16 protein-coding genes are annotated in these 22,658 nt (G+C 47.8%); 10 read left to right on the top strand and 6 right to left on the bottom strand.

Annotated features, from left to right (window positions below; all coding sequences use genetic code 11):
* Positions 1-87: 87 nt before the first annotated feature.
* From KTO58_RS01650 to KTO58_RS01635, 4 genes are read left to right on the top strand one after another with little or no spacing between them, the layout of a single operon-like run.
* A complete protein-coding gene (locus KTO58_RS01650) occupies positions 88-1,338 on the top strand; it encodes a TolC family protein (protein ID WP_095841049.1) in 1,251 nt (416 codons plus the stop codon).
* Positions 1,338-2,408, top strand: a complete 1,071-nt coding sequence (locus tag KTO58_RS01645; protein WP_095841050.1) for an efflux RND transporter periplasmic adaptor subunit — start codon at positions 1,338-1,340, stop codon at positions 2,406-2,408. The genes KTO58_RS01650 and KTO58_RS01645 overlap by 1 nt, the downstream gene beginning before the upstream one ends.
* A 14-nt stretch (positions 2,409-2,422) precedes the next feature.
* Positions 2,423-2,728: a DUF190 domain-containing protein gene (locus KTO58_RS01640; protein WP_095841051.1), complete on the top strand. Its 306-nt coding sequence runs from the start codon at positions 2,423-2,425 to the stop codon at positions 2,726-2,728.
* Complete coding sequence (locus KTO58_RS01635) at positions 2,725-5,874, top strand: efflux RND transporter permease subunit (RefSeq protein WP_095841052.1); 3,150 nt, start codon at positions 2,725-2,727, stop codon at positions 5,872-5,874. The genes KTO58_RS01640 and KTO58_RS01635 overlap by 4 nt, the downstream gene beginning before the upstream one ends.
* Positions 5,875-5,913: 39 nt before the next feature.
* On the opposite strand, the gene KTO58_RS01630 is transcribed toward KTO58_RS01635, so the two are convergent.
* Entirely contained in the window at positions 5,914-7,980 is a 2,067-nt protein-coding gene (locus KTO58_RS01630) for a S8 family serine peptidase (RefSeq protein ID WP_095841053.1), read from the bottom strand.
* A 441-nt stretch (positions 7,981-8,421) separates the two neighbouring features.
* On the opposite strand from KTO58_RS01630, the gene KTO58_RS01625 reads away from it, so the two are divergent.
* Positions 8,422-9,123: a methyltransferase family protein gene (locus tag KTO58_RS01625; RefSeq protein ID WP_095841054.1), complete on the top strand. Its 702-nt coding sequence runs from the start codon at positions 8,422-8,424 to the stop codon at positions 9,121-9,123.
* A gap of 16 nt (positions 9,124-9,139) precedes the next feature.
* On the opposite strand, the gene KTO58_RS01620 is transcribed toward KTO58_RS01625, so the two are convergent.
* A complete protein-coding gene (locus KTO58_RS01620) occupies positions 9,140-10,072 on the bottom strand; it encodes a M20/M25/M40 family metallo-hydrolase (protein ID WP_095841055.1) in 933 nt (310 codons plus the stop codon).
* A 122-nt stretch (positions 10,073-10,194) separates the two neighbouring features.
* Positions 10,195-10,470 carry a hypothetical protein gene (locus KTO58_RS01615; protein WP_095841056.1) on the bottom strand — a complete coding sequence of 92 codons (276 nt, stop codon included), beginning with the start codon at positions 10,468-10,470 and terminating at the stop codon, positions 10,195-10,197.
* 230 nt (positions 10,471-10,700) lie between these two features.
* Between KTO58_RS01615 and KTO58_RS01610 the strand changes: the two genes are divergently transcribed.
* Complete coding sequence (locus KTO58_RS01610) at positions 10,701-12,221, top strand: glycoside hydrolase (RefSeq protein WP_198315056.1); 1,521 nt, start codon at positions 10,701-10,703, stop codon at positions 12,219-12,221.
* A 94-nt stretch (positions 12,222-12,315) separates the two neighbouring features.
* Here the strand turns inward: KTO58_RS01610 and yidC are convergent, their stop codons facing one another.
* From yidC to pyrG, 3 genes are all read right to left on the bottom strand, one after another.
* Entirely contained in the window at positions 12,316-14,160 is a 1,845-nt protein-coding gene (gene yidC, locus KTO58_RS01605) for a membrane protein insertase YidC (protein WP_095841057.1), read from the bottom strand.
* 51 nt (positions 14,161-14,211) lie between these two features.
* Positions 14,212-15,291 carry a DUF3089 domain-containing protein gene (locus tag KTO58_RS01600; RefSeq protein WP_095841058.1) on the bottom strand — a complete coding sequence of 360 codons (1,080 nt, stop codon included), beginning with the start codon at positions 15,289-15,291 and terminating at the stop codon, positions 14,212-14,214.
* Positions 15,292-15,537: 246 nt separating this feature from the next.
* A complete protein-coding gene (gene pyrG / locus KTO58_RS01595; RefSeq protein WP_095841059.1) occupies positions 15,538-17,190 on the bottom strand; it encodes a CTP synthase in 1,653 nt (550 codons plus the stop codon).
* Between the two features lie 291 nt (positions 17,191-17,481).
* Between pyrG and KTO58_RS01590 the strand changes: the two genes are divergently transcribed.
* From KTO58_RS01590 to KTO58_RS01575, 4 genes are all read left to right on the top strand, one after another.
* Positions 17,482-18,009: an acyl-CoA thioesterase gene (locus KTO58_RS01590; RefSeq protein ID WP_225860010.1), complete on the top strand. Its 528-nt coding sequence runs from the start codon at positions 17,482-17,484 to the stop codon at positions 18,007-18,009.
* A gap of 331 nt (positions 18,010-18,340) precedes the next feature.
* Complete coding sequence (locus KTO58_RS01585; RefSeq protein WP_095841060.1) at positions 18,341-19,690, top strand: glycosyltransferase; 1,350 nt, start codon at positions 18,341-18,343, stop codon at positions 19,688-19,690.
* Between the two features lie 107 nt (positions 19,691-19,797).
* Positions 19,798-21,141: a glycosyltransferase gene (locus KTO58_RS01580; protein WP_157753270.1), complete on the top strand. Its 1,344-nt coding sequence runs from the start codon at positions 19,798-19,800 to the stop codon at positions 21,139-21,141.
* 100 nt (positions 21,142-21,241) lie between these two features.
* Positions 21,242-22,582 (top strand): glycosyltransferase, encoded by a 1,341-nt coding sequence (locus KTO58_RS01575; protein ID WP_095841062.1) that lies wholly within the window; start codon positions 21,242-21,244, stop codon positions 22,580-22,582.
* Positions 22,583-22,658 lie beyond the last annotated feature (76 nt).

Here is a 22,658-nt window from a genome sequence, read left to right as displayed (position 1 = left end):
CTGCAACAATACTGTTTGTATATATAAGAGTAGCAACATTCCCGACTATAAATACTAACAATAAAAACATCAACGGAATCGAAAGGTATGATCCAAAAAATCTTTCTCAGCCTGCTCTGTACCATTATCCTTACACGGATAGCCCAGGCACAGTCAGGGCTTACTATGCAACAGGCAATGCGAACGGCACAAAAGAATAACCCCTTCCTCAAACCGGAAAGTCTTAACACTGCTATTGCGCAGGGGGATGTGATCACGGCCGGACTAAGGCCCAATCCCAAACTGAACAATCAGACCCTCCAGCTGATGGAAAGTAAACGTTTCGCCGAAGGCACGAAATTTTACAATAACCAGAACCGCCAGGTATGGTGGCAGCTCACAAAAGAGTTTCAGCTGGCAGGACAACGTAAATACAAAATAGAGGTCGCCGAAAAAACAGTGAACCTCGCCGCCAAAAACTACAGCGGTACTGAAATGGGTGTAGTCTCCGCTACCGGTAATAAATGGCTGGACGTCTGGTACAGTAAAATGAACCTCGACCTTGTTACACAGGCCAAAACCAACATCGATAGCCTCGTCAGCACACAAACGATCCGGCTGAAAAACCAGGTGATCAGCGAAAGTGAACTGGCCAGAACGCAACTGCTCTCCGATCAATACCTGCTGCAATTACATTCCGCTACAGAAAGCTATCGCAATGAAGTACGCAATCTTCAATTACTGATGGGAAGCATCGACACCTTGCAGATCGATGCCAATGATCCGGTAATTACCCTGGCAGTCATCGAGCAGGTGGATAGCCTCATCAGTCTTTCTTACCGCCAACGACCAGACCTCCAGGTAGCCCAGGGCAATATCGATATCGCACATAGTAACATCAAACTACAACGATCCCTGTCCCATCCTGTACCGGAAATGGGCTTCATTTGGAACCCGCAGAATACCGTCCCCTACTTTGGTTTCTTCGGTACCATCGATCTTCCTTTCTTCAGTCGTAACCAGGGAGAGATCAAAAAGTCCAAACTGCAACTACAACAGACCGAACAGGCACTGGCTGCTATCAAACAACAGGCACAGACGGAAGTACAGACCGCCTTCAACTCTTTTCAGCTGAATAAAGAAGCCGTGGCAAAATACAGCAACATACTCGCCCGGTCCGAGCAAGTATTGCAATCCGTGAGATACGCATATACCCGCGGGGGTACTACCATCATCGACTTTCTCGATGCACAACGTACCTGGTTCGATACCCAGAAGATGTATTATGCAGCCTTATACGACTATCGCAAAAGCTATCTCCAATTATTATACGTAACAGGATTAATTAATCAACTCTAATGTTTCAGATGAAAAGTATAGTAGCACCTCTACTCATAGCTGCACTGCCGGCCATCCTGCTATCCTGTGGTTCCCACAGTCCGGAAAAAAAAGCAGCACCCGTATCAAATAAGCCTGTCGTAAAAGACAGCGGACGCATCGTACAGTTCCCGGCCGATAGCCTTACTTTAAGTTATTTCAAAGTAGCCGGAGTAACCAAAAGCGATCTTAACACCGCCTTGTCAGCTCCGGCCAGAGTAGTCGCCACCGTAGTTCACAGCTCCGAAAACGCAGCACAGAATATCGTACTATTCGACAATCCCGATATCACCGGTGCCTACACTGAGATGCTGCAACACATCATCAATATCCGGGAAAAAACAAGCATCATACAACAGAAAAAAGCAATCGTCAGCCAGAAACAGATCGAACTCGACCGCTTCCAGGACCTCGCCGAACATGGCGCCGGTACCGGTAAAGACGTATCTAATGCCAAAACCGATCTTATCAGCGCTCAAACCGATCTGGCCGTTGCTCAGACAGAACTGGCCAACGAAAAGACCGCTATTATTCAACATGAGTCTACCTTAAAACTGGCAGGTTTCGATCCCAAAGGCCTTCTGAATGCTCCTCCCAAAAAGATATGGATCATCTGCGACATGCCGGAAAACCAGGTAGCCAAAGTAAAAGAAGGCAGCACCTGTCATCTTAAATTTACCTCCTACCCGGATCAAAGCTTCAGCGGTACCATCGAAAATATCGGCGAAGTGGTAGATAATATCACCCGCATGGTGAAGTTACGCATTGGGCTAAACGATAGTAAAGGACAATTAAAAGCCGGTATGTTCGCCAACGTCACTTTTGACGTCAGCGAAGGCAACACCCTTTCTATACCCAGGTCCGCCCTTATTACCGTACAAGGTAAAAACTACGTGTTCCTGAAAGGCAACGATAACACGTTCGAGCGCCGCGAAGTCCTTATCGGTACACAAGTGACCGACCGTATCGTTATCTATAACGGGCTGGCAGAAGGCGACAAGATCGTTACCGATGGCGCAATGGAACTGAAAGGTATTTCATTTGGATACTAAACCCCTACTTGCACATGCTACAAGCGCAGATCTTCCTCGACAAAAATGATCTTTACGGTGCACAACCGTTGTATGAATTCATCATGCAACTCCTGCTGATCAATAACATCAAAGGAGCTACCGCCTATCAGGGCATCATGGGCTTTGGCACCAATCAACAGATCAAACGCCCCAACCAGATATTCTCCTTCGACGATCCCCCCATCATGATCACCTTTATCGATGAGGAAAATAAAGTACGCGAAGTACTTCATCGTCTCAGAACAGAATATAAAGGAGGATTTATTATTACACATCAAGTAGACCAGTTCGGATTATGATTCGCAATATCCTTATATTCTCTTTACGCAACCGCTGGGCCGTTATCATTGCAGCAGTAGTACTGTCTGTACTTGGATACTGGTGCTTTACACAACTGAAAATAGAAGCATACCCGGACATTGCCGATACCAATGTTATCATTGTGGCCCCCTATGAAGGGAGGGCTGCAGAAGAAGTAGAACAACAGGTGACCGTTCCTATTGAAAGGGCGCTCAACAACGTACCACGGGTACTTGATCGCAGAAGCCGTACTATCTTCGGTCTTTCTGTCGTGCAGCTCACCTTCCAGGACGGTACCGACGACTACTTCGCCCGTCAGCAAGTAATAGAAAGACTTTCTTCCGTACAGCTGCCCGACGGCGTAACTCCGGAGCTGGCTCCTCTTACCACTGCTGTGGGTGAAATATACCGTTATGTAGTAGAAGCGCCGCCGAACTATACTCCCATGCAGCTCCGCGATCTGCAGGACTGGGTGATAAGACCCGCCATTCTCCAGGTACCAGGTATCGCGGATGTTACCAACTTCGGCGGACCACTGAAACAATTCCATATACTCACCGCCCCGGATAAACTGCGTAAATACAATCTGAAACTACAGGATGTTATCGACGCAGTACAAAAAAATAACCAGAACACCGGTGGTAACGTCATAGAAAGAGGAGGTCAAGGCTTTGCCGTACGTGGGCTGGGTACCGTAAAATCGGAAAAAGATATCCAGAATATCGTACTCACCTCCGTTAGCGGTACGCCCGTATACATTAAAGACGTAGCAACCGTAGAGACCACACCGCCGCCACCGGCAGGCGTATTGGGATATGCCGTACCCGATGAAGGTATTGACAAAATAGGCTCGCCGGAAGGTATCATTCTCCTGCGTAGAGGAGAGAATCCCAGCGAAGTATTGAAAGTGCTAAAGGCCAAAATAGCCGACCTTACCGATACCGAACTACCGGAAGGCGTGAAAATGAGAGTGCTCTATGACAGGAGCTTCCTGATCAACCACTCTCTCGAAACGGTATCGCATACCCTGCTGGAAGGCGTAAGTATTGTAATCATCATCCTCGTACTTTTCCTGGGTAGTATCAGATCTGCGCTGGTAGTGACCGCCACGATTCCTTTCGCGCTGCTGTTCGCATTCATCCTCATGCGACTCACTGGTATACCTGCCAACCTATTGTCCCTGGGGGCGATCGACTTCGGTATTATCGTTGACGGCGCCTGCGTAATGGCAGAACACCTCATCCGCCGGTACCGGCATGCTACCGAACAGGAAAAGAAAAGCGGTATCGTTGGCATCACCCTCTCCGCTGCCCAGGAAGTAGGCCGGGAGATCTTTTTCTCCGTTACCATCATCATCCTGGCTTATACCCCCATCCTGCTTATGACCCGTGTGGAAGGTAAACTGTTCTCTCCCATGGCCCTCACGCTGGCATTCGCGGTAATAGGCTCTATGATATGCGCCCTTTCATTAATACCGGTACTGATATCCTTCGCTTACAAAAAGGCACTGTCTTCTACCAAACCTATGAAAGCGCATAAGAACGTCGTACTCGACTTTCTTGAAGCCAGGTATAAAAGTTCGCTCAATTTCTTCTTGCGGTTTCACAAACAGACGGTGATCGTCGCTGGAGTGATCATCCTGTTATTCATTAGCGTAGGTGCTAAACTTGGTTCTGAATTCCTGCCCGAACTGGATGAAGGCTCTATCTTCATGCGTTCTTTCCTTCCGGCAGGTGTTACCATCCAGGAAAATGCCAAAATAGCTCCACGGATCAGGGAGATCGCTGCGAAATATCCGCCGGTTAAATACGTCATTACCCAGTCCGGTCGCAACGATGATGGTACCGATCCTTTCCCGGCCAACCGTACCGAAATACTGATCGGCCTCAAAGATTATAAACTCTGGAGCGATACCATCAGCAAAAAAGAACTGGTAAGACGTATGCAGCAAGATTTGGAAAGAAACATTCCCGGCGCTTCCTTTAATTCTGGTCAGCCTATCATCGACCAGGTAATGGAGATTGTAACCGGTAGTGCCGCTGATCTCGCGATCTCTGTGGTAGGCGACGACCTCTCCCTCATGCGCCGCAAAGCTGATAGTATAGCGACCATCGTAAAAGCGACGCCAGGTTCCGCCTCTGTCAACATCGAACAGGAAGGTACCCAGTCGCAGCTGGCAATCAAAATAAACAGGGAAAGCGCAGCCCGCTTTGGTATTAATGTAAGTGATATACAAGGCATGATAGAAGCAGCGATCGGTGGTAAACCCATCGGCGCCCTCTACGATGGCACCAAGAGATATGATATCATTATCCGCTACCTGCCCGAATACCGCAATACCGTAGAAGCCATCAAAAGTCTGCAGGTATCCTCCGCCACAGGAGCTCTCATTCCGATGGAACAACTGGCAGACATACAATTCATCGACGGCCAGACCAATATTTACCGCCTGGATGGCAAACGTATGATCACCGTGCGTACCAACGTCCGTGGACGTGACCAGGGCTCTTTCGTATCAGAACTACAGGAGAAAATCAGTGCACAGATCAAAGTGCCGAAAGGATATGACATCATCTACGGCGGTCAGTACGAAAACCTGGAACGGGCTGGTAAACAATTATCACTCACCATCCCGCTGACCGTAGTGATCGTATTCGTATTCCTGTTCATGCTGTTCAAGAGTATGAAACAGACCTTCGTTACCATGAGCTGTATACTGGTAGCGATGGCAGGTGGTATCATTGCCCTTTTTATACGGGGATATCACTTCAATGTATCCGGCGGTGTTGGTTTCGTATCCATATTCGGTATATCGGTCATGGCCGGCGTACTGCTGGTATCAGCCCTGAACCGGGAACTATACAAATCACCGCTTACCCTGAAAGCATCTGTACTCAAGGTATCCGTAGATCAGTTCAAGGCTATTATGATGATGCTGATAGTGGCTATCATCGGTCTTGTACCTGCAGCGATCAGCACAGGTATAGGCTCCGACGTACAACGCCCATTAGCTACTGTAATTATCGGTGGATTGACATTTACACTGCTGTTCACACCAGTGGTAATTCCACCGCTCTACTACTGGTTGCAGAAATCCAGCCAACCACCTGCACCTAAAGAAGATACCGAACCGGTAATCGACTGATAAAAAACAAAAGGGGCTTAATGCCCCTTTTGTTTTTTATTAATGCCGTATGATAATATGCCGGCCATTGGCATTACTCCAGCCATTGCCATTATCCACATAGATAATATAGTAGCCATCCTGCAATCCCCCCACATTGATAGTCGCCAGGCGCGTACCGGCGGTAAATGATTGTTGCAATACGATATGTCCCATCCGGTCGGCTATTTTCACCTGGCGTATATCCCTCCCGGTTACTACGCTGCGTGCTCTTTCGTCGGTAAGGCTTTTCACCGTCAGCATCGTTCCTGCCGGTACAGGAGATACTTGGAAAGTACTCCCCATGCGATCTTCAGGGTTCGTGATGCAGATCTGCGTGTATTTGATCTCTCTTCCACAATAAGTACCCAGGCTGGCTGTCAGCAAAAACGGGCCTTCGCCGTTTTTAGTCAGCCGCACCGACACACCACTGGGATATAGGTTCAACAGTCCATCCGGATAAACCGACCAGGTAATATGTTCCTGCAAAGGTCCTGACGGCACACCTGTTAATTCATAGATCTCTTCCGGACCATTCCAATTACAATCCCCTTTCAGCCCCAGTGCATTGATGATAGCAGCTACTACAGCACGGCAACCATTCACCAGCCCTGCACCGTAGGTAATATCATAACCAGGTGTGCCCAGGTCGGTGGCTGTCTCCATCAACATATCCCGTACCATCGCAGCAGGCAATTCTTTATTGACCAGCAGCATGTTAGCAATCACGCCGGATACCTGTGGAGCAGCGCCGGATGTATATCCGAAGGTGCTCCTGTAGTTACCGCTGCTGTAGCCATTAGCCCCCATACGATCAGTAGTCGGTTGTATCATAGGCGATACCGCTACCAGTTCCAGCGAAGGCCCGGTAGCGCTATAGCCCGGATGTGTGCCATTCTCCTCAATAGCGCCTACGGTAACCACGTTTTCTACATTAGCGGGGTATTGTATGTTGCCGCCATCATTGCCTGCCGAAAAAACGACCAAGGTACCCAGCCCATTCCGCCCCTGCTGTTCGGCGGATTGGATCGCATTTTTTATTGCGTCATAACCAGGCTGATTTTCAAAATGAAAGTTCCAGGAATTGTTGATCACATCTGCATGGTTGTATTGCCAGGCATAATTGATTGCATTCGCATAGTCATTGACCGTTTCGTTATTATCGTAGAAGATATTCACCCCCAGGATGGCACCGGCATTCTGGTATACACCCGCCACGCCTATGTGGTTATTGGCATCTGCCATGATAATGCCGGCTACCCCCATAGCATGTGATTTATCGGCAGAAGACGGTGCACCCCAGTTGCCTGGCGCGCCCGGTCGCCTCGGCGTCCAGCCGGTAGGATTTAAACGGGCGATATCTTCATGAGGCTCCAGGCCATCGTCTATTACAACCACATTGATATAACCCGGTGCCTGCGCGATCAGTGGCCACACCGGCTCGATATTCACATCCATACCGGGTATGTTACTGTTGTGGAACCAGCTCATATATATATAGTAAGGATCGTTCGTCTGTCCGGACGTAGGTACGTAGAAGTTAGGATGCGAGAATACCACTACTCCCGATTCATATATTTTATTGGCAATACGGAATAGTTGTTCATCCCTTCTTATCCGGAGTATCTCCGTACCGAAATGAAAAGTATCATAAGGTATTATATCCACACTGTCCGTAAGCCCTAAACGGCTGACAATATCACGTATCCGGTAGCCTTCCAGCGGCTTTACCAGTATCTCTCCGGTTGGTATTACCGGTACTTTTTCCAGGGTCAATGCCTCCCAGCTGTAAACAATATTGCTATCCTGCCGGATATCCTGCAATGCCATCCGGCGGTCCGCCACCGGTATGGGCACCTGACGTATGTTGCTGTACGGTAGTACACGGGCAGCATCGAGATAACGGCTGCGGGGTACAATGGGTGCATAAGGTATGCGGACCGGTTGTTCTTTCAGCTTGACATGAAGCATATCCGGCGTGACTTTCAGGTATACTTTCTGCCCTCCGCAATAATAGTAAGGTCTTTCCTGCGCAAAGACGATGAACGATAGCAATAAAGATAAGGTCGTTACTAAAGTTTTTTTCATAGCAACAAGTGGTTTTAAAATTGAAAAAGGAAACTGATAATGCCGTTGCAATTGTTGACTGCTTATGCTGATTAGTAGTTCCGGGTGTGTGAAGCTGTAATAAAAGCTGGGTAGTATAGCTGGTTGACAAACCACACTTTGGGTCGATTCATTAACGGCAGTTTCTGCTCACTGTCAGATTGCAGGTACAAGTATAAAGAAAGGAGGCTCCTATAGGCGTTAACCCATAGTTAAAGAAGAAAAAAGTCGTATCTCCCACAGAATCCATTGAATAGGCATAAGCAGTGTCTGAAATACGTATTACAACACCACTCAAACCTTTACTGGCAAAGGTTATAATAAAAGGGGAATGAATAAAATGAACAGCAGTCTATCAACAGAACCTGCCTATATTACGCAGCAATTGTAAAACCCGCCCCGCAGTAATAAAGCTATACCGCAATGCAACAGACAAAAACGAGACTGACTGCCTCACAACTAATAAAAGCTGTCGTATACATCATTTTCCTACCGGTACTCACGCTATTTCTCTCCGGCGACTGGACCTGGACCGAAGGCTGGTTGTATGGCGGATGGTTCATTCTGCTATATGGTACCATCGCCTTTTATCTTTATGCCAAAGATCCCGCACTACTGGCAGAGAGGTTCCAGAGAAAACAACATGAAAATCAGGCTGGCTGGGATAAATATCTGGTGAGTCTCATCGCGGTACTTTATATTACCTGGGCCGTATTAATCCCCCTGGACGCACAACGTTATCACTGGAGCCCTTCATTCCCCTTATGGATAAAGATCACTGGCTGCATTGCCCTGCTCCTCTCCTTTTTCTTCTATTTCCGTTCCTTTACAGATAATACGTTCCTATCCACTGTTGTACGGGTACAGACAGATCGTAAGCAACAGGTAGTGTCTACCGGGGTATATGGTTTTGTAAGACATCCGATGTACCTCGGCTCTATACTCAATTTCCTGGGAGTGCCACTGCTGACCGGATCGGTATACGGACTGGCCACCGGCATCGTCGTTTCCCTCCTGTACACCTACAGAATCATAGAAGAAGAAAAAGTACTGGCAAAAGACCTGGAAGGATATAAGGACTACCAGCAAAAGATCCGGTATCGCCTCATACCTAAGGTGTGGTAATAGTGATTACCAGATACTATTCTCCTTTATAGTGTAATGTGGGATATGCCATCGCACGTTCGATCAGCTGAATAGCCAGCTGCAGTATATTGGCTTCCTCTTTCGCCTTCAGCTTGGGGGCATCGTCAGTAGGTTTGTGATAATCATCGTGTCCACCGGTATGAAAAAACAATACCGGCACCTTATGCATATAAAAATTATGGTGATCGGAAGCCCCCTTACCAGCAGCATCCGTAAAGAAACGAATACCTTCCTGCTGCACACCTTCAAAGATAGCCGGCCACTCCTGCGCACTGCCATAACCTCCTATACCAATACCCCGCTCAGGATTATAACGACCTATCATATCCATGTTCAGCATAAAGTGAACACTATCCAGTAATAAAGTAGGATGTGCTGTAAAATATTTAGAGCCCTGCAATCCCAGCTCTTCTCCACCGAATGAAAGGAACAGGATATTAAATGGTTCACGTACACCGTTGCCTGTATAATACCGCGCCAGCTCCAGCAGACCGGCTACGCCGGATGCATTGTCGTCAGCACCGTTGTGTATCTGACCTACAGGATATTTACCATCAAACAATCCTGCAGTACCCAGATGATCATAATGTGCACCGATCACGATCGTATGTGCCGCACCGTTATCCAGCCATCCCAACACATTACGGCTGGCCACTCCGGTATGTTTGCCTTTATCAAAAGTAAAATTCTGGTAATAACTGCTACCGTTGCCAGGACGAAGACCTATTTTTTTAAACAGTCGACGTATATAGGCACTTGCCCGTTGTCCACCTTTTTCTCCGGTACCACGCCCTTTCAATTTATCTGAAGCCAGATAATTAACAGTGTGCTGTATACGGTCTGCAGATGGCTGATAAACCTGCCCCTTTGCTGATAAATAAGAGACGCCTGTCAACGCCCACACGAGTAATAGCTGGTATCCTTTCATATGTTCACCCCCAATTTATTAAGCGGCGAAGATAATACCTCCCGTTTTATAATACAAAGAAGCCGTTCCATTTACTGGAACGGCTTCAAAATATCCAATGGCTAAGGCATAGCCTGTATATGTTATTCCACAGCCAGCGATTCAGCCAGATTATTATCTGCCACGTATTTATCGCGTTTCTGTTGATAACTGCTCAATAAGTCATCTACCTTATCTGTAGCTCCTGTGATGCTGTCATAAATATCTGACAACGATTTTTCCAACTCATTATCTCCCAGGTTGATGTTATCCGTTTCAATCTGGCCGATCTTCTTTACCAGGGAAGATTGCGTATTCTTCAGATCTTCCAGTTCCCGAAGGATCTTATCCATCAACTGTGCCTTTTCTTTCTTATCCATAATTCGCTTGTTTTTAGGTTAAAAAATACTTCGTAGACAACCCTGAAAAAACAAATATGGTGCCGGGACTGCGATTTATTTATGTTAATTTATCTTAATTTTATTATGAACCCTGTAAAACAGGCTAAAAAATATAGACATTGTGCCCGCGAAAGCCCTTTCCTATTAAAATCGTAAGCCAGCAATACCTGTAGTGAACAATTTAGTGAACAATGAAAACCAATTATTTTATGCACACGCACGTCAAGCTCCTTGGCCTTGCCACCGCGATCATGGCCATCAGCACCAGCTGTTCAAAAAAAATGGCAGAAGATGCCATCAGCTCCTCTGAAAGATCTGTCAGCGCCGCCCTTGCTATGCCGACCAAGTCGACCTCCCTTACCCTGGACTGGGACAAAACCTACCAGCGTATTGACGGCTTTGGCACCTTCGGAGGACGTATCATTCCTTTTTTTGAGTCTGCACATCGCGACACCGTAATGGAAAGACTCTTCGGCAACAATGGTTTGCAACTGACTATCATCCGGAGTAAAATACTCCATACCTATCCCTTCGACACACAGACAGGAAAGGTCACCATCAAACCGGCAGGAACAGATATCAACGTTGATCCTGCCAGCAATACCTGGAAACAGCTGAACGAAGACCAGAAAGAACAACTGGGACAGTTGTGGATTCTTAAAAAAGTGAAAGAACGCTACCGCGTGCCGGTATCCATTGCCAGCGCCTGGACACCGCCACTCCACATGAAGACCCGGCCTGTCATCCATGCCCAATGGTTCAATGGTCTTAACTTCAACTGCTGCTCATCCAGCTTTGCCAAATACCTGGCTGGTTTCGTAAAAGCCTATCAACAGGAAGGGATCGACTTCTATGCCATTTCACCTACCAACGAACCGGAAAACGTAGTATCTGAATGGGATGCTTCCTATTGGGATGCCAAACACCTGGGGGAATTTATCACCAACAATCTCCGCCCGGCCTTACGTGACAATGGTCTTACCACTAAGATCATCGCATCCGAAAACGCCGCCTGGGGTACTGCTAACTCCTTTCTTGACGGTATCGATAAAAGCAATGTAGACATCTTCGCCGGACATGGTTACCCCGAGATCATCGATCTGCCCGGGTTGATATCTTCCAAAAAGCCTCGTTACAATCAACGCCCTGCACCCTGGAGTTTCGCCTCCGCCAATAAGCCCTGCTGGCTGACTGAGATCTCCGATGATAATGGCGTATATGATGCTTCTATGAACGAAGGCCTGGCTTTTGCGACGAGTATGCACAAATTCATGGCTGAATGTAATATCAATGCCTTCATCTACTGGCTCGGCGTACTCGCCATCCGTAATAACGAGTCGCTGATCTGCACCGCCGCCGATGGCTCTCTGGAATATCCGAAAACATACGACGTAATGGGACAATATTCCCGCTATGTTAAACCAGGGTACCTGCGGATAGACGCGACACAAGCCGCCAACAATGCCGGCATCCAGGTGTCCGCCTATAAAGATCCGCAGCAGGGCAATTTTGCCGTAGTAGCGACCAATCCTACCGAAGAAGATGTACGCTGCCAGATTCAGCTGAAAGGTTTTAAAGCAGGCTCGCTGACCTCTTATCTCACCGCTGCCAACAGCAGCAGATGGCAGGAAGCAATTGCGGCTACTCCGGCTGCCGATGGCTCTTTTGAAGTGATCGTACCTGCACGTAGCGTGATCACCTTCACCGGACAGCGTAATGCTGCCAAATAACAAACATGGCTATACGATATAAAACAAAAAGGGCATCATATAGATGCCCTTTTTGTTTTATATCGTGACGTATGCAGCTTAAACAGCTGATCACTTATTTTTTTCGTTGCTGTGTGTTTTTCTGTATCTCCTGCTGACGCTGTTGCATCTCAGAGAGTTTTTGCTGCCACTTGGACTGCGCTACCGGTTTTTTCTTGTTCTCCTGGATCTGTGCATGGATCTTCGCGTGGTTGATCACAAATGTCTGTAATACCCATTGCAACAGGATACTGATCACGTTAGACAGGAAATAGTAGAATGTCAACGCTGCTGCCAGCCTGTTAAAGATACCCAACAGCATGATCGGGAACACATAAGGCATGTATTTCATCACCGGGTTGCTCTGATCCGTCATCCCCCTGTTATAGAAGGCCAATATTAAGCTGGTGATCGTCATCAGGATCGTGAACAAGCTGATGTGATTACCATAGAAAGGTACATTGAATGGCAGATTCAGGATAGAATCATACGTACTGAGGTCTTTTGCCCACAGGAAACTCTCCTGCCGCAATTCAATCGAAGAGGGGAAGAAGCTATACATTGCTACCAGGATCGGTAATTGTAACAACGCCGGCAGACATCCTCCTAACGGATTTACCCCTGCGCTCTTAAACAACTTCATCTGGTCCATACCAAATGCCTGCTGATCATCGCCATGTTTGGCACGCAGCTCATCGATCTCAGGTTTCAGCACCTTCATTTTGGCAGAGGATACATAACTCTGGTAAGTGAAGGGAGCAATCAACAGACGAATGAAGATCGTCAACAAGATGATGATGACGCCATAGTTACCGATAAAGCCACTCAGGAAGCCGAATACGGGGATAATGATCCACTTATTCACATATTTTACGAAGGCGAAAATACCAGAACCCAGCGGGATGATATTTTCCAGGCCTATGTCAAAAGATTTGAGTGTTTTATAGTGGTTAGGGCCATAGTAGATCTCGATAGGGAATTTGAAATCCTGTGTACGGTCATAAGGGATCTCAATAGTAGAAAAGGTCTGGCCAACAATATTGCCACTCTGCGGTACTTTGGTATTGATATCCGCGCCGTTGAATCCTTCCTTGTTTTTAGCGATCAGCGTAGTGTTAAAGAATTGTTGTTTTACGCTCAGCCATTGGAGTGATTTGCTCAGCTTTTCATGACTGGTACGCTCCAGTGTGAAATAATCATGTTTACCATCCGTATAGCTATAGTGCACTTGGTTGTTCAACCGCTCATTCTGCATATCCTGTTCCTGGCGATCGTTTTGGCTGTTCCACTGGAGGGTCAGCGTTTTTTGATTGCCGGGCAATACATTTTGCAGGCCAACTGCATGTATATCAAAATCTACGGTGTAGCTTTCTTTTTTAAGAGTGTAGAGGAATTCCAGGTATTGTGCGGGATTGCTGGTAGCCAGACGATAGCTAATAGATTGATTACCATCAGGTGTCGTTTGCACGGTACCGGCCGTAAAGAACAGGTCGGATGTATTCAGCCAGTTATTCTTCACAGGTACTTGCAGGGAAAGACGGTTAAAAGCGCCTTCTGCGAGCATCAACGGACCTCCTTCGTTATTCTTGAATTGCAGCAGTTGTACACTTATCGGCTGACCGCCTTGGTTGCTGAATGTGATCTTTACCTTATCATTCTGGAGCACAGCTGTACCAGCAGTACCGGTAGCCGCATTTGCAAATGCCCCGTACTCTCCGGCCAGTTGCGCAGCATCCGGTGTAGTGCCATTTACTACCTGCTTGTTGGTCTCTGGGAATGTCTTAGGCTTGTTCAGATTAGCGATAGAGTCCTGACGGGCCTTTTCTTTTATCGCTGCCCCCTGTTGCTTCTGGTTAAAGAAAATGTAACCTACCAGCAGTACACCCAGCAGCAAAAAACCGATGACCGAATTTCTGTCCATGAAATGTGATTAAAAATTTAGGCAGCAAAGGTAAGCATGATTTGCGATATATCAGTCTTTACCTTTGGCGGAAGCCCCTTTGGGATGTGTACGGAAAAAAGCGGCTACCCGCTCTGCCGCATTTTCACGTATATTCATATAGAACAGATTATAATCACCTATGTGATAAGACTTTCCAACACTTAGCCGGTAGTTTTTCTTGTATCGCCGATCTCCCTTCACCCATAACAAACCCTCGCTGGTATTCTGGGCATCAAATGCAGCGGTATCTACCGAGCAAAAGCGACGCCCTACCGCTCCTTTATTCAGATGTGCCGGCGCATATACCGTATCCTGCCGCCAGGATAGTGGGTTCACCGACACCCACCCATCCGGATAGACCAGGAAATCCTTTTCGGCGCCCCGTTTCACCGAATTCCAACTTACCAGGCAACCGGTTTGTCCCGGTCCGGAGCAGGCAGGGATAGCCATTACACTGTCTTGTGGAATAGGTCGCCCTACCAGGTAAGCTGCGATCAGCCGCTCCCGCAGCGTATCATTACCCGTGATCACCTCTTTGAGCAGACGCAGCGCATGATCCGTACCCTGGCTATGAGCAGCGAGTATAAATGGACGTCCGTGGTTATAATGTTGCAGATAATAGCTAAACGCTGCTTTCACATCATCATAGGCAACATCAAAGGCTTTGGAAGCATTACGGTGTTTGCTGAAATAAGCTGCCAGCACCACCTGCCGGTAACGGGGAGCATACACCTTACAAACGCCGTTAAACACGCTGCTCTGCCCCCTGATGGGCTGACGGTCCGTACGACGATTCAGCTTCCGGTTATGCAGGCTTGCATTCCAACGCCCACCTGTGACATAAGTAGTAGGATGTACAAAAAATACATCCGCTGTCGCCTGTGCCTGCCCGTCACTGGTAACACCGGGAATTACCGCATCCGCGCTATCCTTGCGATCCGGTAACGCCGCCCAGTAGGTATCCTGGCTGTAATCCGGCCCTTGTGTAACACGGGATGCAGAAAATGGCCGTACCGGGAACACACAAGCCGACATACACATCACCAATATCCCTAGTATACCCCAACAGCTATAACTGGCCCGATTGACCATTTTAATCTGATTATCCATATATTATCTACGATGTAATGACTAAAAAATAGTTGCGGTCCACGAAATTATTATCAGCAAAATCATACCAGTTATAGCAGCAGCTGGAATATTTTCAGCACCAGCTATTATTACTATGACCATATAGGTAAAACACCAACTTGATCAACGAGGGCCTACGTGATCATGTAATACAGTAACCTTAGATATAACGACAACAGCCGGACTGAATCAGTCCGGCTGCTTTATTATACAATATCTTATTGCTTAGTCGTGATGTACTGCTTTCTCTTCAGAAGGCACTTTACCGTTCTTCTGTTCTGCATTCTGCTTGGCAGCAGCAATGAAAGAAACAAATAAAGGAGCAGGACTTTCTACTGTACTTTTCAGTTCGGGGTGGAACTGACAACCTACAAAGAAAGGATGGTTAGATAACTCCACCACTTCTACCAGGCCACTTTCCGGGTTTTTACCGGAAGCTACCAGACCGGCCGCTTCAAAGTCACTGAGGTACTCGTTGTTGAACTCATAACGGTGACGGTGACGTTCACTGATCGTTGTGCTACCATAGATTTCTGCCGCCTTGGAGCCAGCCTGCAGGTCACAGGCGTAAGCACCCAGACGCATGGTACCACCTTTGGCAGTGATCTTTTTCTGTTCTTCCATCAGGCCTATAACCGCATGCGCAGTTTCAGGGTTCATCTCTGTAGAGTGTGCATCCTTCCAACCCAGCACATTACGGGCATATTCTACCACACTCATCTGCATGCCCAGGCAGATACCGAAGAACGGCAGCTGGTTCTCCCGCGCATACTGGATAGCCGTGATCTTTCCTTCTATACCGCGATGTCCGAAACCAGGCGCTACCAGCAAGCCATCGAGGTTTTTAAGTTTCTCACATACATTTTCAGGTGTCAGGTGCTCAGAGTGGATATTTTGCACGATCACCTTGCACTCGTTTACCGCGCCGGCGTGTACAAAAGATTCCAGGATGGATTTATAAGCATCCTGTAATTCTACATATTTACCGATCAGACCAATAGTAACTTTGGTCTTGGGATATTTCAACTTGTCCAGGAATTCCCGCCATTTCCCCAGCTCTGGTTCTTTCTCGATCGGCAGGTTCAGTTTTTTCATACAGGTCACATCCAGTTTTTCGCGCATCATTTCCAGCGGTACTTCATAGATGGTACTTACGTCATTAGCTTCAATAACAGCGTCTACCTGTACATTACAGAACAGTGCGATCTTTTTCTTCAGATCACGGTACATCGGCTCCTCGGTACGGCACACGATGATATCCGGATGTACGCCATTCTCACTCAGCAATCTTACAGAGTGCTGGGTAGGTTTAGTTTTCAGTTCTTTCGCTGCGCGCAGATAAGGGATCAACGTCAGGTGTACTACCAGGCACTCCTCTTCTCCCAGCTCCCATTGCAACTGGCGAACTGCCTCTATATAAGGCAGTGATTCAATATCCCCCACGGTGCCACCCAGCTCCGTGATCACCACATCATATTTCCCATCTTTACCCAACAGTAATATTCTGCGTTTGATCTCGTCTGTAATATGCGGGATCACCTGTACGGTTTTACCGAGATAAGCCCCTTCCCTTTCTTTGTTAATAACGGTCTGATAGATACGGCCGGTGGTCACGTTGTTCGCCTGTGACGTGGGCCGGTTGAGAAAACGTTCATAGTGTCCCAAGTCCAGATCTGTTTCAGCGCCATCTTCGGTTACATAACATTCCCCGTGCTCGTATGGGTTCAATGTTCCCGGATCCACGTTGATATATGGATCAAATTTCTGAATAGTCACCCTTAAGCCGCGCGCCTGCAATAGTTTTGCCAGGGAGGCGGCGATTATTCCTTTACCCAATGAGGAAGTAACACCTCCCGTAACGAAGATATATTTTGCCATAAAAATAAATTCTGTAGAATACTTGACCTAAAGAGGAAGTGCCGGACTACGTTTGGTGTATCTGTCAAGTATTAACTTCCGAAGGTCATGCAAAGTTACATAAAATTACCGCCCAGCCAAGGCATTTTTTCAAAACTCCCGATCAAACACCCTTTAAACCCTTACTGGCAAAGGGTTTCAAAAATCATCCGCCCGCTATCTACTACCGACGCCTCCACTTATCCCCAACCAGCCGGCTGAACAGCGGTTTTCTCATTCCATTACTGTAATTTTGCGGCCGAAATGGATTATATGATGACTTTAACACCGAAGCGGGCACAAGACTCGCTGATTCAGATGACGGAGCTGGTACTGCCCAACGATACCAATACCTTTGGCAACCTTATGGGGGGCCGGTTGATGTACTGGATGGATATTGCAGCAGCCCTGGCCTGCATGAAACACTGCAGCGCCCCCGTAGTAACCGCCTCGGTAGATAACATCTCCTTCGAAAATCCTATCAAACTGGGTAATGTTGTACACATAGAAGCCAAGGTAAGCCGGGCTTTCAATACTTCTATGGAGGTGCATATGAAAGTATGGGGAGAAGATCCTGTACAACAATATCGCTATAAGTCCAATGAAGCATTTATGACTTTCGTGGCGTTGGACCCTAACGGTAATTCCCGTAAAGTTCCCGGTATCATCACCGACACAGAAGAAGAAAAAAAATTATATGAAGGTGCCCTGCGCAGACGGCAACTACGACTTATCCTTGGTGGCAAAATGAAACCGGAAGACGCGGAAGAACTAAAAGCCCTGTTCTTCGAAAAGATTTGATAAATATAAATAGCCTGATATAACGGACTGCTATATACCAACGGCTCCGGAGCGATCTGCTCCGGAGCCGTTTTTTTATGCTTCCCCGTTGATACCCCGTTATTTGCAGCGGTCCGGAGCATAGTACACGGCAGACCTGCAAATGTATCACAGTAAGGTTTCCTATTATTGACAAAGTTTTGCCGGGAGCATTCTTTATTAAAACCCTAAAATCTTCAACTATGCTACTTGCAGTGGCCGGTGATGCCAGGGCATCTTCCATACCGCTTGTGACATTATCCGGCCTGCCGTCACAAAACGAGTCTCACTATAAACCCAAAAAGAATTTCTTATGTCGCGAATCTTATTTGGCTCGGTTCCATTCTGGGCGCATATTAACCCTACCATTGCCATTGCCCAGCAACTCAAAGCCTTCGGCCATGACGTAGCCTACACCTGCCACCCGGAAATGAAGGATGCATTTGATAAGGCAAGTATCCCCTACCTGGACAATTTCAGCTGGGGTGATGCCCTCGTATATGTTAACAAAAACATGTATGCCAATCCGAAAACCTGGGTCAAGGATTGTAAGCGCGAAATGAAACTCGACAAAATGTATAAAATGTTCGTGCACCGGCTGGACGAAGCTACCGAGCAATACCGTAAAGTGCTCCTGGAGTGGAAACCAGATGTATGCGTGTTCGATATGCTATTCTTCCCGGGAGTCATTGCAGCCGAGAGTCTCAATATCCCCTACGTTACCAGCTGCCCCGCTGCCATGCCGGTACTTAGTAAAGATACCCTGCCCCCGGGGCATGGATTCCCCTCCTATCAAAAACGGCCGAACCTGCGGATGTATCTCATTCTCAAACTGATCAACCACTATGTTAAAAAGGTAGTGGCTTGTATCAATCATACCCGTGCCACGTATGGATTGTCTCCGCAAACTACCTACATGGACACCCCCTCTCCCTATCTCTATCTCTGTTATACCACAGAATCTTTCGAACATAAACGCTCTGACCTGCTACCGCAGCTTTATTATATAGGCCCTTCCATTAGTAAAGAACTGGTAGGCGCTAACAATGACTTCCCCTGGGAATGGCTGGAAGGTGATACCCCTGTGGTATACTTTACCATGGGTACTGTATTCCTGAGCAAAAAAGTGATCAAACAAGCTATAGAAGCCAGCAAAGGTGCACCGTGGAAGATGGTGATCACTATCACGCACCACCTGTCGATAGATGATTTTGCTGATGTGCCAGAGAATGTGCTGGTCAAAAACTTTGTGCCACAGGTAGCCCTGCTGGAAAAAGTAGACCTGGTGGTATCTGTAGGGGGGATGGGCACTGTCGGTCAGACATTACACGCCGGTATCCCCATGCTGGTGATTCCCCGTGCGTCCGATCAGTTTGATGTAGCCCAGATGGCGGTAGAAACCAAATCTGGCCTGCGGCTCAATCCCGGCCAGGTATCTACCAACAGTCTCCGTAAAGCCATCCGGGAACTGCTCAGTAACCCCGTTTATAAACAAAATGCACTCCGGCTGGCCGATGATTTCCGCAAGTGTGATGCGCCATTGACCGCCGCCCGTATGATAGAAAAATTAGCTGATAATCGTAAACCCCTGCTGCGGCCCAACACAGTAAGTCCCACTGTATACAGTGAAGACCTGGGCAAACTATTGGATATAGTGGCCTAAGCCCGCAGTATAACTGTTTGTTACTACCCTTGTTTAACCCTGGTGTCTTCCCGACCGGTCTGTAGTCAGCTACCGGATGGGAAGGCATTATCATCCCCGTTATGCGTATGTCTCGTATCCTTTTTGGCAGCATTCCTTTCTGGGCACATATCAACCCCACGATAGGAATTGCAGTCAAACTCATGGAAAGAGGAAACCAGGTAGCCTATACCTGCCACAGGTCCATGGAAACAGCTATTACCCAGGCAGGCCTTCCTTATCTGCCACATTGCCAGTGGAATGAAGCCTTGGTATTTGTCCACTCACATATCGCCACCCATCCCGACACCTGGGCCAAACTACTGAAAAAACAATTCGGGATCGGACAAGGCGATATCTACCTGGTATCATTGGAAAAAGCCGTGAAGGAATGTCTGGCCATTATGGATGAATGGCAGCCGGATAGTTGTGTATTTGATATGATGTTCTTTCCGGGTATTATGGCGGCCGAGATCCGGAAGATACCCTACGCCACCAGTTGCCCGACTCCCATGCCATTACCAAGTAAAGATACTTTACCCGTAGGTTTCGGCTTTCCGGCCAATCAAAAGAAGACTTTCATAGTCAAGCTGGCAATGTTTCTTGTCAACGCCCATATCAAAAAGGTCTTGAAAAAACTCAATGCTATTCGTGCCGGCTTTGGTCTGCCCCCGCGTCAACAATACATGAACGCCGCTTCTCCTTACCTGTATCTGTGCTATACTACCAGTGCCTTTGAACGTGACCGCTCTGATTTGCCCGCTCAGGTATATTACATAGGACCTTCTGTGAGTAAAAAACTGATAGGTACCAGCGAAGATTTCCCGTGGAAATGGCTGGCAGGAGAAACACCGGTTGTTTTCTTTACCATGGGTACTGTTTTCCTGCATAAAGAAGTGATCAGGCAGGCGATAGCTGCGAGTAAGGATGCTCCCTGGAAAATGGTCGTTGCTATCTCTCATCATTTATCGGTAGATGACTTTACCGATGTACCGGAAAATGTGCTGATCAGAAATTTTGTCCCCCAGGTAGCACTGCTGGAGAAAGTGGACCTAGTTGTATCTGTAGGTGGACTGGGGTCTGTAGGGCAAACGCTGCATGCAGGTGTTCCTATGTTGGTGATGCCCAGGGCCGGCGACCAGTTTGACGTAGCGCAGTTGGCCGTGGAAACGCAATCTGGGCGCCGCCTCGATCCGCGCCAGGTAACAGCAGGCAGCATACGGGAGGCGATAAAAGAACTGCTGGACAATCCGGTATATAAACAAAATGCCCTGCGGCTGGCTACCGACTTCCGTAAATGTGATGCCCCGTTGACTGCCGCCCGTATGATAGAACAATTAGCCATCAAACGTAAAATATTGCTGCGGCCAAAGTCCGTAGGCCCAACTGTATATAGTAAAGACATAGACCGGCTGTTGGATATCGTGGCTTAGACCGTAGCATGACCTATCAATTCTTATTGTTTACCCCGGTAGCTTAACCTGGTACATGCTATGTGTACCGGATTAAGCAGCGCCACAACCCCCTTCCGACATGTCTCGTATTCTTTTTGGTGCCATTCCCTTCTGGGCACACATCAATCCTACCATCGGAGTTGCGCTCAAACTCCAGGAAAGAGGACACCAGGTAGCCTACATCTGCCACCAATCTATGGAAGAAGCAGTTACCAAAGCAGGTATACCATACCTGCCGCAATGCCAGTGGAATGAAGCGCTGGTATTTGTCCATTCTCATATTGCCACTCACCCGCATACCTGGGCCAAAATGCTGGAGGAAACGCATGGGGTCAAACAAGGCGATATCTACCTGGCACAGCTGGAAGAAGCAGTCAGGGATTGCCTGGCTATCATAGATGAATGGCAGCCGGACAGTTGCGTGTTCGACATGATGTTTTTCCCGGGTATCATGGCTGCAGAGATCCGGAACATCCCATATGCCACCAGTTGCCCGACTCCCATGCCACTACCCAGTAAAGACACCTTACCGGTAGGCTTCGGATTTCCTGTCAATCAGAAAAAGACCTTCATCGTCCGGCTGGCTATATTCCTGGTGAACAGCCATATAAAAAAAATGCTGAAGAAGCTCAACCTGATCCGTAGCCGGTTTCATCTCCCTCCCCGTATGCATTACATGAATGCTGCCTCCCCTTACCTGTACTTATGTTATACCACCAACGCTTTCGAACGTACCCGCTCTGATCTGCCCCCACAGGTATTTTACGTCGGCCCTTCCGTGAGTAAGGCTATGGTAGGTGCCGACATGGAATTCCCCTGGGAATGGCTGCAGGGTCAGCGTGTCGTTTATTTCTCACTGGGCACCGTATTTGCCCGCCCCGATGTGATCCGGCAGGTGATCATGGCCGCTCAGGGTGCCCCCTGGAAAATGGTGGTCAGCATAGGAAAAAACCTACGGACGGACCAATTTACAGACCTGCCGCCTAACGTGCTGTTACGCAACTATGTCCCGCAGGTCGCCCTGCTCGACAAAGTACAGCTGGTTGTATCCAGCGGAGGACTGGGGACCATCAGTCAGACCCTGATGTTTGGACTACCGATACTTGTGCTGCCCCAGGCGGCAGATGATTTTGATGTGGCCCAGATCGCGGTAGAAGCCCAATTCGGTTTACGCATCGATCCCAAGCAGGTATCGCCCGAAAAAGTACGCCATGCCATAGACGAACTCCTACACAATCCTAACTATGCCTACCATGCCGAACGCGTCGCTGCTGACTTCCGGAAATGCGATGCCCCACTTACAGCAGCCCTGCTGGTAGAAAAAATGACCCTACAACGAAAACCACTGCTAAGGCCGGCTTTTATAGGGCCGACCGTGTATAAAAAGGATATTGAAACGGTATTGGAATCTGTGCAGTAAACAGCTCTATGCTGTAAATGACGAAGGCTTTCCCGTATAGGGAAAGCCTTTGTTAATACATTTTAGCCGGTCACAA

It is taken from the genome of Chitinophaga pendula (genome assembly GCF_020386615.1).
GTDB lineage: Bacteria > Bacteroidota > Bacteroidia > Chitinophagales > Chitinophagaceae > Chitinophaga > Chitinophaga pendula.
Note: the sequence above shows the minus strand (reverse complement) of the source record. Positions and strands in the feature narration are given on the sequence as shown.

What these genes read in the sequence shown, in the direction of transcription:
- KTO58_RS01610 (WP_198315056.1), top strand. Translation starts at nt 10,701, where the DNA reads ATGCACACGCACGTCAAGCTCCTTGGCCTTGCCACCGCGATCATGGCC.
- KTO58_RS01640 (WP_095841051.1), top strand. Translation starts at nt 2,423, where the DNA reads ATGCTACAAGCGCAGATCTTCCTCGACAAAAATGATCTTTACGGTGCA.
- KTO58_RS01635 (WP_095841052.1), top strand. Translation starts at nt 2,725, where the DNA reads ATGATTCGCAATATCCTTATATTCTCTTTACGCAACCGCTGGGCCGTT.
- KTO58_RS01620 (WP_095841055.1), bottom strand. Translation starts at nt 10,072, where the DNA reads ATGAAAGGATACCAGCTATTACTCGTGTGGGCGTTGACAGGCGTCTCT.
- KTO58_RS01625 (WP_095841054.1), top strand. Translation starts at nt 8,422, where the DNA reads ATGCAACAGACAAAAACGAGACTGACTGCCTCACAACTAATAAAAGCT.
- KTO58_RS01630 (WP_095841053.1), bottom strand. Translation starts at nt 7,980, where the DNA reads ATGAAAAAAACTTTAGTAACGACCTTATCTTTATTGCTATCGTTCATC.
- KTO58_RS01615 (WP_095841056.1), bottom strand. Translation starts at nt 10,470, where the DNA reads ATGGATAAGAAAGAAAAGGCACAGTTGATGGATAAGATCCTTCGGGAA.
- KTO58_RS01575 (WP_095841062.1), top strand. Translation starts at nt 21,242, where the DNA reads ATGTCTCGTATTCTTTTTGGTGCCATTCCCTTCTGGGCACACATCAAT.
- yidC (WP_095841057.1), bottom strand. Translation starts at nt 14,160, where the DNA reads ATGGACAGAAATTCGGTCATCGGTTTTTTGCTGCTGGGTGTACTGCTG.
- KTO58_RS01580 (WP_157753270.1), top strand. Translation starts at nt 19,798, where the DNA reads ATGTCTCGTATCCTTTTTGGCAGCATTCCTTTCTGGGCACATATCAAC.
- KTO58_RS01590 (WP_225860010.1), top strand. Translation starts at nt 17,482, where the DNA reads ATGATGACTTTAACACCGAAGCGGGCACAAGACTCGCTGATTCAGATG.
- KTO58_RS01645 (WP_095841050.1), top strand. Translation starts at nt 1,338, where the DNA reads ATGTTTCAGATGAAAAGTATAGTAGCACCTCTACTCATAGCTGCACTG.
- KTO58_RS01650 (WP_095841049.1), top strand. Translation starts at nt 88, where the DNA reads ATGATCCAAAAAATCTTTCTCAGCCTGCTCTGTACCATTATCCTTACA.
- KTO58_RS01585 (WP_095841060.1), top strand. Translation starts at nt 18,341, where the DNA reads ATGTCGCGAATCTTATTTGGCTCGGTTCCATTCTGGGCGCATATTAAC.
- KTO58_RS01600 (WP_095841058.1), bottom strand. Translation starts at nt 15,291, where the DNA reads ATGGATAATCAGATTAAAATGGTCAATCGGGCCAGTTATAGCTGTTGG.
- pyrG (WP_095841059.1), bottom strand. Translation starts at nt 17,190, where the DNA reads ATGGCAAAATATATCTTCGTTACGGGAGGTGTTACTTCCTCATTGGGT.